This is a genomic window from Brachybacterium sp. AG952, from assembly GCF_004362645.1.
Lineage (GTDB): Bacteria > Actinomycetota > Actinomycetes > Actinomycetales > Dermabacteraceae > Brachybacterium > Brachybacterium conglomeratum.
Map to the genome: position 1 here is coordinate 44,260 of NZ_SNXV01000001.1, position 13,309 is coordinate 57,568.

General features: G+C 72.3%; 7 protein-coding genes. 1 reads left to right on the forward strand and 6 read right to left on the reverse strand.

Features of this window, described 5'->3' with window-relative positions; translation table 11 throughout:
* Nucleotides 1-2,321 precede the first annotated feature (2,321 nt).
* From DEU31_RS00220 to DEU31_RS00245, 6 genes are all read right to left on the reverse strand, one after another.
* Nucleotides 2,322-2,813: a hypothetical protein gene (locus DEU31_RS00220; protein WP_133674935.1), complete on the reverse strand. Its 492-nt coding sequence runs from the start codon at nucleotides 2,811-2,813 to the stop codon at nucleotides 2,322-2,324.
* Between the two features lie 11 nt (nucleotides 2,814-2,824).
* Nucleotides 2,825-3,898: a thioredoxin-disulfide reductase gene (gene trxB / locus DEU31_RS00225; RefSeq protein WP_010552030.1), complete on the reverse strand. Its 1,074-nt coding sequence runs from the start codon at nucleotides 3,896-3,898 to the stop codon at nucleotides 2,825-2,827.
* Nucleotides 3,899-3,983: 85 nt separating this feature from the next.
* A complete protein-coding gene (locus tag DEU31_RS00230) occupies nucleotides 3,984-4,550 on the reverse strand; it encodes a hypothetical protein (protein ID WP_010552031.1) in 567 nt (188 codons plus the stop codon).
* Nucleotides 4,547-7,441 (reverse strand): hypothetical protein, encoded by a 2,895-nt coding sequence (locus tag DEU31_RS00235; RefSeq protein ID WP_133674938.1) that lies wholly within the window; start codon nucleotides 7,439-7,441, stop codon nucleotides 4,547-4,549. Before DEU31_RS00235 ends, DEU31_RS00230 begins: the two co-directional genes overlap by 4 nt.
* Before the next feature lie 55 nt (nucleotides 7,442-7,496).
* On the reverse strand, nucleotides 7,497-9,245 hold the full coding sequence (locus DEU31_RS00240; RefSeq protein ID WP_133674940.1) for a lipid II flippase MurJ: 1,749 nt from the start codon (nucleotides 9,243-9,245) through the stop codon (nucleotides 7,497-7,499).
* Nucleotides 9,242-11,650: a DUF6049 family protein gene (locus DEU31_RS00245; RefSeq protein ID WP_243733653.1), complete on the reverse strand. Its 2,409-nt coding sequence runs from the start codon at nucleotides 11,648-11,650 to the stop codon at nucleotides 9,242-9,244. Before DEU31_RS00245 ends, DEU31_RS00240 begins: the two co-directional genes overlap by 4 nt.
* A gap of 159 nt (nucleotides 11,651-11,809) precedes the next feature.
* Between DEU31_RS00245 and DEU31_RS00250 the strand changes: the two genes are divergently transcribed.
* Entirely contained in the window at nucleotides 11,810-13,225 is a 1,416-nt protein-coding gene (locus DEU31_RS00250; RefSeq protein WP_133676245.1) for a CCA tRNA nucleotidyltransferase, read from the forward strand.
* The last annotated feature ends 84 nt before the right edge of the window (nucleotides 13,226-13,309 follow it).

Below are 13,309 nucleotides of genomic sequence, written 5' to 3' on the forward strand. Positions count from 1 at the left end.
AGCCGTCACAGGGTCGCCCCTCCCCGGAGTGTCAACGGCGTTCACTCCATGAACTTCGATCGACGTATGCGCAGCGAGGGAAAGCCCGTCCCTGAGGAGCACACAACTCTCGGGCCACCGATGTTTCCCGTGAATCGCACGTGTCCGGACACGAGCGGTGCCGTCGTCGCGGATGACCGAGTCGGCGGTGTGGAGATCGTGAGTTCGGGGATCCACGTGAAACGAGCCGACGCGCCCGCTCCTCCCGTGCGCGCAGCAGCATCTAGACCGGGCCGAGTAGGACGCGATCACTCTCCCGCTCACCGTGAGTGTCTGGCGTGACACGCATCAGAAATGGACGGGTAATGTCCCTGATCCTTGTTTCGCGTGAAACATCGGCTTGGCAGGCGCAGCCGATCGCGACGACTGTGTGGCGAGTCTGTCCGCCTGCATCCGAGCAACTGCCGGGTGCGCCGGTGGACCCCGGCCCTTGAGGTTTCGAGTGGAACTGCTGTTCGTGACGGTGATGCTGTATAGCTCCGCTTCCGTCTGCATCAAGCCCCAATGAAGCGCCGTGTCTTGGGCTGGAGGCTTCGCGTGCTCATCCCATGTTGCCGGTTGCATTCTTGGGATGGCGAGCTCTCAACCGCCACTCCTACGACAGCGTTTGCCGTGAAACATGGTGCTGGAACCTCCCAGCGGCGACTGTGAGGGCCCTTCTCGGTGGATGCACGTCGGATCGCGCGAATCCAAGGACGAGCTGACGATCTCGTGCCGCGACTCGCCTCCAGTGGGGAGTGGAAGCGTTCCCCGTGAAACGCCGATGAGTGCAGAACTCCGCATTGCGAGCCCCTGTCCAGAGCTGTGCGTTCCGCTGCCCCCCGGGACTGAGCCTGCTTCACGTCAAACCCGCACTACGGCAGGGCATCGAGGCGTCCCCCTGCACTCGTAGCAGGCCCATCGGTTTCCCGTGAAACGGCAGGTGGGCACTGCTGGTCGTCAGTTGCGCTGCTCTGCTTCACCTTCCCCATACCGTGCTGTCGACCGTGGGGCTCCGTCTCATCAGAAGGGCTCTTCCCTGACGTGGCGGGAGAGGCGTCACGCCGTACATGCTCAGCACGCTGCGCGCTCTCGGCCCCGTTCGTTGCACGTGGAACCGCTGTATGGATCATCCAGCCGAGTGGAGGGACCGCCGGGGCGGTGGCATCTCCGGTACCTCATGACCAACGACTAACGCGTTGCCCACGTGGCGTGGAGGCTTCCTCCGTCGGCCCTGAGCGCATGCGTATTCCGTCCAAGGGAGCGTGTCTCCGGCGAGACGCCGTTTGTCGTGAAACCCCTCTACCAGTGCACGGGCGCGCCCGGGGAATCGCTGAGGGGACAACCCCGCGGGCGGCGGAGGCCTACCTCAACAGATCAGGAGAGTTTCACAGCGAACATGGCGCTGTAATGGTCGACGGGCCAGTGGAGCCTGTCCGAGCGAGCCGCACGTGACCTGCTCACACTCCTCCCACCGCCGACCCCTGTGCTGTTCGAGCCGGCGCGGCTCCTGTGGATCGGGCACAGAGCGTCGCTTCTGGTGTACGGGGAGAGACATCGGCCTCCCGCGCGGAGCGAGTGCGGCACGGAGGCCGGAGGTGCTGTTCGGAGTCTCGATGTCTGCACGAAGGAGGCGGACGCCCACGTGGGCGGCGCGGTACGGCGCGCCCGCTCCCGCCGCTCGCCTTGTGATTCACGTGCACCTTCTATGGTCATGCACAGTGTGCAGAACCCTGTGGACAACCTCTTCGGGCCAACTGTCCAGAATGTGACCTGCGATACAACAGCTTCCCGTAGCACATCCCCGGGCCGACGTCAGCAGGACTCGGAGATCATCTGAAGCCGCAGGTCAGGGGCACTTCTGTGACGAAGGTCGTGGTCAGAGAGGTTCCACCGTCATCCACAGCCAGTTGTGGATAACCTTGTGGAAAGACGAGGAGAGGTCTGTGGATACTCATGTGGATAGCGATGTGGATGCACCGTCCATGCACGTCAGCGCGGGCGGTTGCACCTAGGTTGACACGACGTGGAGGACGCCTCGCATGACACGCTCCGTCGGGCGCAGCGCGAGTCCGTCGCGTTGGCCGCGGCGTCGACCTCGCGAGGGCGCGGCCAGATGCGGACGCGGAACCATGTCGTCGGGACGTCGCCCCCTGACAGATCGTTCCGCGCGCGGTCGCGACGACCACGACTGGATCGTGAACACGGCGTGGCTGCTGAGCTCGTCCTGCCCGCGGGCGCGACAGCCCGGTCTCGAGGGACCGGTGCGGCCGCCGGCGATCCCACGGCCGTAGAGGCTCCCCTCAACCGGCTTCGGGTCCGAGCTCCGCGTCCACGACGTGCTTGGGCAGCGCTCCGCTGCGCCGGTGCGTGAGCCGCCACGGGCCGCCCAGGACGAGCTCCTCTCCCCCGGGGGTGAGGCCGTGCAGCTCGCTCTGCTCCCCGTCTACGTCGTCGGTGACGAAGCGGAGCCAGGTGGGCAGGTGCTCGATACCCCAGCGGTCCAGGAAGGCGTCCTCAGGGTCCTCGATGAGGAGGCACTGCATGGAGGTCCCCCAGCGCCGGGAGATCTCCCTGAGCAGCGTGGGGGCGGGCCGGGACGGCGCCGCCCAGTCCGCGCTCACCAGCACGAGCACCGGCACCCGCTCCGCGTCCCGCGATGCGTCAGGCGGGCCGTTGCCGTGGGCGCGCTGCTGCGCGGGCAGGACGACGTCCGCCCTCCCCGCGCTCCCCCGGGAGGGGCCGAGAGGAGGGCGGACGGGGGACTCAGGCTCGGGCACTGCCGGCTCGGGCACCGCCGGGACGGTCACTGCGAGACGGCCTCCACCACGGGCTGCTCGGCGTCGGTCGCGGCGTCGATGCCGGCGGCGCGGTCGGCGAGCCAGCGCTCGGCGTCCAGCGCGGCCTGGCAGCCCGTGCCTGCGGCGGTGATGGCCTGGCGGTAGGTGTGGTCCACGACGTCGCCGGCGGCGAAGACGCCGGGCACGGAGGTGTACGTGCTGCGACCCTGGCAGACGATGTAGCCCTCGTCGTCCAGCTCGAGCTTGCCGCGCACCAGGTCGGTGCGGGGCAGGTGGCCGATCGCCTCGAACACGGCGGAGGTCACGAGGTCGCGCTCCTCGCCGGTGACGGTGTCGCGCAGGGTCACGGACTCGACCTTGTCGCGGCCGTTGATCCGCACGATCTCGCTGTTCCACGCGAAGGTGAGCTTCGGATCGGCCTCGGCGCGGCGCGCCATGATCTTCGAGGCGCGCAGCTCGTCGCGGCGGTGCACGAGGGTGACGGACTTGCCGAAGCGGGTGAGGAAGGTGGCCTCCTCGACGGCGCTGTCGCCGCCGCCGACCACGACGATGTCCTGGTCCTTGAAGAAGAAGCCGTCGCAGGTCGCGCACCAGCTGACGCCCTTGCCGGAGAGGTCCGCCTCGCCGTCGATGCCGAGCTTGCGATAGGCGGAGCCGGTCGTGATGATCAGCGACTTCGCGCGGTACACGGTGCCGTCCTCGAGGGTCACCTTCTTCACGTCGCCGTCGAGCTGCAGATCCACGGCGTCCTCGTAGACGACCTCGGCGCCGAAGCGCTCGGCCTGCTCCTGGAAGGAGGCCATCAGCTCGGGGCCCTGCACGCCCTCGGGGAAGCCGGGGAAGTTCTCGACGTCGGTGGTGGTCATGAGCGCGCCGCCCGCGTCGAGTGCGCCCGCGATGACGATCGGCTTCATCTCGGCGCGCGCCGTGTAGATCGCGGCGGTGTAGCCGGCCGGGCCGGAGCCGACGATGACGACCTCGTGCACGGTGCCGTCGTCGTCCGCGACGGGCTGCACGAGCGGCTGCGCGGCCGGCGCGGGGCCGCCGAGGATGTTGAGGGCCTGGATCGGCTGGGTCATGAGGGTGTCCTTCCGTGGAATGGGGCGGAGGCGGTCGGCGGGAGGACCGTCGTCCAGTATGGGGGCTCGGGAGGGGCCGACGGGGTCAGAGCGGGCCGATCATCACATGGCCGGCCCAGAGACGGTCCTGGCCGGGGTCCTCGTCGTGCGCTCCGGTCCCGCAGGTGGGAAGCACGACCGTCGCGGAGATGATGCCGCCGTTCGCGCGCAGCGTCTCGCGGTCCACGGGACCGTGGACGAGCAGCCAGCCGGTGGTGTCCTCCCCGCCCCATGAGACCTCCTCCATGATCAGGATCGACTCGGTGATGCCCTGCTCCTGCTGGCACTGCGCGGCGTCGAAGCTCGTCATCGGCTGGATCGTGCCGGTGTCGACGAGCCGCTGGACCTCGGTGCCGAGGCTCGCCTCCGTGACAACGGTCAGACCGGCAGAATTCTTCCCGGTGCCGGAGCCGGAGTCGACGGAGGCACCGGTCATGTGGGAGGCGCTGGTGGTGGACTGCTCCAGCGCGGTGGCGAGCTGCACGCCGAGCAGGGCCGCGATGATCAGGGCGAGGATCATCATCGGCAGCGGGATGCCGAGCACCGAGCGGATGCGCGGCCTGCGGGTGTCCGCACGTCGTGCGGGCCCCCGGCGCACATCGCGGGGGGTCATCCGACCTGGATCTCCGCGATGCGGGCGCGGTAGCGGCCCTGCTCGTTGCTGTCCGGGGGCAGCTCCGGGATCCACAGCGCGACCTCGTCGGCCTCGACGGGCTCCGGGGTCTCGAGCAGCACCTCGCCGTCGCCGGCGAGCTCGCCGCTGGCGAGCACGTCGCCGAGGGAGCCGTCGTCGTGCACGGCCCGCAGCTCGATCAGCCCGCCGCTGTTGCGCGCGGTGGTGACCTTGACGGTCCTGAGCGTGGACTGCTCGGCGAAGGTCAGGCGCACGCCCGCCCCCTCCTTGAGGCCGCCGTAGTCGGCGCTCTGGTAGTGCTTGGTCGACCAGAAGGTCCCCGGGTCACCGTCGGTCATTCGGTCCTGCTGATCGGCGTTGTCGGGCTCGAGGTCGGTGCCCTGGGTGAACACTTCGACGCCGGTGAGCTCGGGGGCGGGCAGCTCCGGCTCCTCCGTGTCCGTCGGGGTCGGCTCGGCGGGCGCCTCGCCGGTGTCCTCCTCGACGGGGGCGGTGGTCTGGGGCGTGGCGGTCGCCAGCGGGTCGGCGATGATCTCGCGGAGGTCGCGGGTGATGGCGGTGACCGCGAGGACCAGTGCGAACATCACCACGATGACGCCGCCGACGACGATCCACTGCGACTGCAGGGAGCGCTTCTCACGATCCCTGGGGCCGAGGGCGAAGGTGTCCGGATCGTCGGCGTCGACGGCGACGCCGACCACGTCGCGCAGCAGGGAGCCGCGCGAGTGCGGGACCGTCGTCTCCTCGGGGGTCTCGTCCAGGTAGGAGCTGCGACGGCCCTGGACCACGATCGGACCGGTCTCGTGCACGGCGGGTCCTGCGGCGGCGCCGACGGCGGGCATCGCCGCGGTGGGCTCGTCCTCGCCCGCGGTCCCGCTCTGCTCCGCTTCGCTGGACTGCTGGGGAGCGACCGACGGGGTGGGGGCGGCATGGTCCGCCGTCGGCGCGATCGCGCCGACCCCCGGCTGCTCGGCGCGCCCATCGCTGCCCGCGGGCGAACCGGCGGGGCTCAGCGGCCAGTGCGTCCCCGAGGTGCGCGAGGGGATCTGCTGCGTCGCCTCGGGCTCGGCCGACGGGGACTGTCCTGCCGACGGGGACTGCTGGGTCGACGGGGACTGCTGGGTCGACGGGGACTGCGCCGCGGCGGCGCCTGCGGCTCCCGCCGCGCCGGCGGCTCCGGCGAGGCCCGCCGCGGCCACCGCACCGGTTCCCGACACGGCGGAGTCCTGCGCCGCGTCGGTCGTCCGAGCGGCCTCCGCCTGGGGCCGACGGAGCTGGGTGATGTCGAGGTGGCCCGGGAAGGGGCTGGTGTCCCGCTTCTCGTCGAGATGCAGGTCCTTCACGAGGGTCGCGGCCGCCGCGGAGTGGTCCTCCCGCGGCGCCGCAGGGGTCTCCCCGGAGGTCTCCGCAGGCGTCTCCTCGCCGGCAGGGGCGTCCTGGCTCGAGGAGGAGCCGTCCTCCGCCGACAGGTCCTCGCCGATCGTGGCTGCGCTCGCAGCGGGAACCGAAGCGGTCTCGCTCGCCGCGGCCTGCGTCTCGTCCACTCGAGCGTCTTCCGACCGCTCGTCGACGACCTGATCCTCGCCTGTGCCCACCGCGGCGTCGTCGATGGCCGGCAGGGCCGCCGTCCTCTCGGCGGCGTCGCCGGGCTCGTCGTCGACGGGCTCGGCGTCGTCAGGGCCGTTCTCGGCCCGGGCAGCATCAGCCGAGGTGGCATCGGCCGACGCGGCGCCGACGGCGTGATCAGCAGCGTCGGAGCCGGCATCGCCGGTGCCGTCCGCATCCGGGCGGGAGCCGGCGTCGTCACCGGTCACCCCCGCGCCCGCGACCACGGCGGCACCTGTCACCGCACCGGCAGCGCCGGCACCGGCAGCGCCGGCCCCGACGGCCGGACCGGCGGCGCCCCGCTCCGCGTCCTCCCGCGTGTCCCGGGCACCGGACTCGCCGCCGACCGCCCCTGGGGTCTCCGCAGCGGCCTCCGAGCCATGACCATCGCTCGGCGTCGCACCGTCGCCCGACGCAGCTCGGGCCCCCGACACCCCGCCGGCGGCGCCGCGCGGATACGCCTCGAAGGTCACCGGGATGGACTGCCACGGCTCGAGCGCCTCGATCAGCCCGCGGGTGGTCTCGGGGATGTCGTCGGCGGACTCGTTGAGCACCAGGTCGCACAGCAGGTCGAGGTCCGCGGGGATGTCGGTGTCCACGAGCGTCGAGGGCCGCGGCACGGTGCCAGTGCCGTCGTGCTGGGGGGTGCGTCCCGTGAGCGCCCGGTAGAGCAGCGCGACCAGCGCCGCGGTGTCCTGGAAGGAGGCGACCTCCCGGGAGCGGTCCAGACCGGGGTGCGAGGCGGCCTCGACGCCGATGCCGAGGATGTGCACGCCGCCGGAGCGCGTGTCGACGAAGACGCGGTTGGAGTCGAGGAACTGATGGCGCACGCCGCGGCGCCTCGCGGCCTCGAGACCGGTCGCCGCCTCGCCGATGATCGCGCGCGCCGTCTCGGGGTGCATCGGACCATCGGTCAGCAGCGCCGCGAGCGGCGGGGCGGGAGGCATCGGGTACTCCACGACCGTCGTCGGCCCGTCCTCGGGTGCACCGGTCGAGGTGGTGTCGGACTCCTCCCGGGGGTCGTCGAGCACGACGATCTCCCGGACGGGCAGCAGACGGGGCTCCTCGACGAGATAGGCGCGGCGCACCGCATCGGCCGCCTCGAGCGCGGCCTCGCCGCGGACGATGAACAGCACCACGGACTCGCCGGTCGCGACGGAGCGGGCGCGGCGCCAGACGGCGCCGTCGGCCACACCGGACAGCGGGATCCTGCCCTCGAGGGTCCACCTCGCGTGCAGTGCATCCTGCTCGGGGTTCGTGCTCACGGACCCTCCCTCTCCTCGTCCGGCGGGTCGATGCCCGTCATCTGCGTCGACCATGCTACGAGGTCGCCCCCGCTCCGCGACGGCGCAGCCTCAGGACCAGGCGTCGCGTCGTGCCGACCAGCTGGCGCACCTCCGGCACGCGCAGCACGTGCCCCGCCGCCGTGAACACCACGATCATCACCGCGCCGATCACCATGCCGAGCACCACCGCGAGCGCGCGGTGCTGCCAGATCAGGCCGTCGAGCAGGGCCACGAGGCCCGTGCCGGCCGCCCAGCTCACCGCGCCGGCGGCGATCAGCCTCCCGAGCAGCAGCGCCTCGGCGCGCAGGCTCGGCGGCGCCACCTCGTGCCGTGCGGCATGACGTCGCAGCTGCCACAGCCCGAACAGCCAGGCCAGCAGGTTGCCGAGGCTGGTCGCGCCCGCGGCGCTCATCGCCGCGTACTGCGGATCCACGAGCGTGAGGATCACCGGCACGGAGATCAGCGTGACCGCGGCGATCGGGATCTGCGCGAGGAACGGGGTGCGCGCGTCCTCGTAGGCGTAGAACAGCCGCTTGATCAGGTACAGGGACGCGAAGGGCATGAGCCCCAGCATGTAGGCCACCAGCACGCTGCCGTTGGCGCGGGCGCCGATCTCGCCGGTGCCGCCGCCGATCACCCACATGATCGGCCCGGACAGCGCGACGAACACTGCCGTGCACAGCACCATCGGCACCGACAGCATCCGGTTGGTGTCCGTGTAGCGGGCCAGCGCCCCGGCATGGTCCTCCGCGGCGGCGCTGCGGGAGATGGACGGGAACGCGGCGGTGACCAGGGTGACCGCGATGATGCCCTGCGGGATCATGAACGCGAGATACGCCCATTCCAGCGTCAGCAGCGCCGGATAGCGGGCCGCGAGCTCGGGCTGGCCCTGCAGCTGCTCGGTCATCCGCACCGCGCCGCCGGTCGCCCAGCGGGACGCCCAGATGCCCAGCTGCCCGAGCCCCAGCATCGCCAGCGACCACAGCCCGATCCGGGAGAGCTTGCCGAGCCCGAGGCCGCGCAGCCCCCACTTCGGGCGCAGGCGCAGGTCGAGCTTCTTGACGTACCAGAACAGGAACACGACCTGCGCCGCGGAGCCGCCGACGTTGATCAGCGCCATCGCCGCGATCATCGGGATCGTCCACTGCGCGGGATCGCCGACGGTGCCCCACAGACCCAGGAACAGCGCCGCCCCGACGATGCCGACGAGGTTGTTGAGCACCGGCGCCCACTGGTACGGGCCGAAGGAGTCGTGGGCGTTCAGCAGCTGCCCGCACATCACGTACAGGGCCGAGAAGAAGATCTGCGGCATCATCCAGTAGCCCAGCTGGACCGCGAGCGCATAGGTCGCCGGCGGCAGCACGCCGCTGGTGAGGGTGAGCAGCAGCGGCACCGCCACCATGCACACGACGGTCACGCCGAGGGACAGCACCGCGACCAGGGTCATCAGGCGCGAGATGTAGTCGCTGCCGCGATCGGGCCGTTTCACGGCGCGCACGATCGCGGGCACCAGGATCGCGTTCAGGGTGCCGCCGCCCACGAGCAGCCAGATGGTGTTGGGCAGGGTGTTCGCGGCGGAGAAGGCGTTGGCCGCCGAGGACATGGAGCCGCCGAGGATCGCGCCGAACAGGAAGTTCCGCACGAAGCCGAGCAGGCGGGAGACCATCGAGCCCGAGGCCATGAGCACGCTCGCCTGCAGCAGCCGCGAGCGGCTGGAGGGGCTGCCGTGGCGGCGATGGCGGGGTATGTGATGAACCCTGCGGACCCGGCGGGTGGTGCTCATCGGGGGTCCTCCTCGGGGGTGTCGTCGGGGTCGTGGTCAGGGGCGTCGTCGGGATCGGGGGCCGTCGCGGGCCCGTCGGCCGCGTCCCCGCCGCGGTGCCTCGCCCGTTCGGTCCAGGTCCGCTCCGGCACCGAGGTGTCCAGCGTGGAGCGTCCCGTGCGGGCGAGCTCCTCCGGGTCCTCGGGGCCCCGGATCGCGGGGGCGCGGCTGCTGGAGCCGGTGCGGCGCGCGCGGGCGACGCCGACGACGACCAGCAGGCCCATCGCGATGACGAGCAGGAGCGTGGTCCAGTTCTCCCACGACGGGTTCACCGTCAGCGGCACGTCGACGGGGTCGGTCAGCTGCCGGTCGTCCTCGGTGGTAAGGGTGGTGGTGAGGGTGACGGAGCCGTTGGCGACCGCCTCCACGTCCACGCTCGCGTTGGTCTGGCCGTGCGCCGGGACGGTGACCACCGCGGGCTCCCCGACCTGGACCAGGGGCCGGTCGGAGGTGACCGTGACCTTCACCGTGATCGGGGTGTCCATGCCGTTGGTGATCGTGATGGGCACGGCGGCGGTGTCGGAGACGACGTTGTAGCCGGAGGCGGGGACCACCTGGATCCGGTCCTGCAGGGCGTCGGCCCGCTCGGCGGCGTCCTGCGCCCGGGAGGCCGGGGTCCCGGGGTCCCCGCGCCAGGCGAGGGAGGTCGCGGAGAGGATCTCGCGGCGCGCGGCGTCCAGCGGGGCGTCGTCCTCCATCGCCGCGCCGAGCGCGTCGAGCCGGCGCCAGGTGCCCTCGAGGTCCTCGAGGACCGCCGGGTCCAGCAGCTGCGCCTCGGTCGTCTCCTCGAGCACCCGCCAGCTCCCGTCGGACGGGCCGGAGGGGTGCACGTCCTCGGCCTGCAGCCGGCCGAGGGCGTACGGCTCCTCGCCGTCGGCACCCGGGTCGGTGGTCCAGGACTGCTGGTCCGCGGTGTCCAGCAGCGTCGAGGTGCGGCCCGACTCGATCCAGGGCGCCTCGGCGAAGGCGTCGAGCACCGCACCGGCGGCCGCGGGGTCCAGGTCCGCCGCGGCCGACGGGGAGATCAGCAGGTGGCGGGGCGCGCTGGAGTACTCGGAGGCGATCGTGGCGGTCTCGGCGAGCAGCCGCTGACGGGTCTGCTCCGCGTCCGAGTCCCCGGTCAGCAGCGAGAACTCCTCGGAGAGCACGGGATCGGGGGCGAGCACGGACAGCTGCGCGCCTTCGGTGCGGGAGGACTCGTACACGCCCACCGAGCTCGGGGTCACCGTGGAGCTCGGGTCGGGGCGCAGCGAGCTGGAGGGCACCACGGCGGCGGTCGCGCCGACCTCGATCATGTCCTCGAGGGCCTCGGCATCCGCCTCCGCGCCGGGGACGCCGAGGACCTGGGCGCGGGGCGAGATGCCGCGGGTCTCCCACACCCCGTCGGCCGCGTCCCGAGCGGCGCCCTCGAGCAGCATCGCCCCGGACTCCCGCAGGCTCACCAGATCGGCGCCCGCGTAGGGGGCGGCGAGCACGGTGCGCTCGCCGACGGCGGCGTCGAGCTCGTCGGCGATCGCGGTGGACGCCGGGTCGGGGCGCAGGGATGGCGCGGCCGAGGAGCCCTCCGCCTCCTCGCCGCCCGCGGCCTCGGGCTCGGGCTCGGGCAGGGTCGGCGGATCCATCAGCGCGGGATCCAGCCACCAGTCGACGTCCTCGCGGGCGGCGAGGGCGCGCAGAGCGGCGAGCCGCCCCTGCTCCGCGGAGGCCGCGTGCTCCTCCGGGGCGAGCACCGCGGAGGCGGCGTCGGCCTCGGACACCGGCAGCAGCGTGGACTGGGTGATGGTCTCCTCGGCGCCGTCGGGCCGCCACACCGCGAAGGTGCGCAGGCCCGCGAGCGGCTCGTCGTCCGCGGCGACGGTGAGGGAGATGCGGCGGGTCCCCCAGTAGTAGGTCTCCTCCGAGTAGCCGAGCTCCTCCGCGGTGGCCTCGACGACGAGGGTGGTGCTCTCCCCGGGCGCGAGGCTCGCGGGCGGGGTCCCGGAGGCGGTGGCCAGCGCCGGCCCTTCGACGTCGGGCCCGGCCTCCGCCTGCCAGCTCGCGAGGGCCCCCCGGTCGGTGACCCGGGAGGTGCGGGTGCGCAGCTCGAGGTCGAGGTCGGTCAGCGGCGCGGAGGAGGCGTTGGTCACCTCGACCTCGGCCCGGAGCGTGCCGCCGGGGGCGAGGGAGGTGGGGGTCAGTGAGACGAGGTCCATGGTCACCGGCGCGTCGTCGTCCGGGACGGGCGGGGCCGACGGGCTCTCCGCGGGCGCGGCCTGCGCGCCCGGGAGCGCGGTCGCCGGGCCGCTGACCAGCACTGATGAGGCGATGACCAGTGCCGCCAGCAGTGCCGCGAGCACCGGGCGCACGGCAGGTTGGGACGACGGCATGGGGACACTGTAAGCGGCCGCTACCGTAGAGGCGCCGAGGAGGCGCGCCCGCCTCCACGACATCTCCATCCCCTCCTCCCCTGGACAGGACCGCCCGTGACCGAACCTGCCGACGAGACCGCCGAGCGCCTCGCGACCGCCCGCACCCGTGCCGCCTCGATGTTCCGGGCCCTGCCCAAGGAGGTCCACGAGCTGGGGAGGCTGTTCGAGGCCGCCGGCCACGAGCTCGCCCTGGTGGGCGGGCCGGTGCGGGACGCGGTGCTGGGCCGCTCGAGCGCCGACCTCGACTTCACCACCTCCGCCCGGCCCGAGCAGACCGAGGCGATCCTCCGCTCCTGGACGCGGGACGGGGCGATCTGGGACATGGGGCGCGACTTCGGCACCCTCGGCGGGGTGCGCGACGGGGTGAAGGTCGAGATCACGACCTATCGCACCGAGTCCTACGACCCGGCCTCGCGCAAGCCGCAGGTCGAGTACGGCGACACCCTCGAGGGCGATCTCTCCCGTCGCGACTTCACCGTCAACGCGATGGCGGTGCGCCTGCCCTCCCTCGAGCTGGTCGACCCCTTCGACGGGCTCGCCGACCTCGCCCGCACCCTGCTGCGCACCCCCGTCGCGCCCGTGCAGTCCTTCGACGACGACCCGCTGCGGATGATGCGGGCGGTCCGCTTCGTCGCCCAGCTCGGCTTCCGGATCGAGGACGCCACGGCCGACGCGATCGAGCAGCTCGCCGAGCGGATCACGATCGTCTCCGCCGAGCGGGTGCGGGAGGAGCTCGTGAGGCTCATGCTCGGCGCCCACCCCCGCGGCGGCCTCGAGCTGATGACCGAGCTGGGCCTGGCCGCGCACGTGCTGCCCGAGCTGCCGGCCCTGCAGCTCGAGATCGACGAGCACCACCACCACAAGGACGTCTACGAGCACACCCTCACCGTTCTCGACCAGGCGATCGACCTCGAGAGCCCGGCCGGCTCGGGCGGGCCGTGCGAGGGCCCCGACCTGGTGCTGCGCCTCGCCGCGCTGATGCACGACGTGGGCAAGCCCGCCACGCGCCGCTTCGAGGACGGCGGCGCGGTGACCTTCCGCTTCCACGAGACCGTCGGCGCGAAGATGACCGCGAAGCGGATGAAGGCCCTGACCTTCGACAAGGACACCACCAAGAAGGTGGCGCGGCTGGTGGAGCTGCATCTGCGCTTCCACGGCTATGTCGACTCGCCGTGGACCGACTCGGCGGTGCGCCGCTACGTCACCGACGCCGGCGACCTGCTCCAGCACCTCCATCGCCTCACCCGCGCCGACGTCACCACCCGCAACCGGCGCAAGGCCCGCACCCTCGCCCGCGCCTACGACGAGCTCGAGGCCCGCATCGACCACCTCGCCGAGCAGGAGGAGATCGGGCGGATCCGTCCCGACCTCGACGGCAACCGGATCATGGAGATCCTCGACCTGCCGCCCGGCCGCGAGGTGGGCGAGGCGTACAAGCATCTGCTCGAGCTGCGGATGGAGCACGGTCCGCTCGGCGAGGAGCGCGCCGAGCAGGAGCTGCGTGCCTGGTGGGAGGCCCGGACCGAGGGGTAGGGGCCCTCGGCGCGTCGCTCGGGGACGGTGTGAGCGAGGCCGCACGGCTCGTGCACACCCTGTGTGTTTCGCCGCCGGATCGTT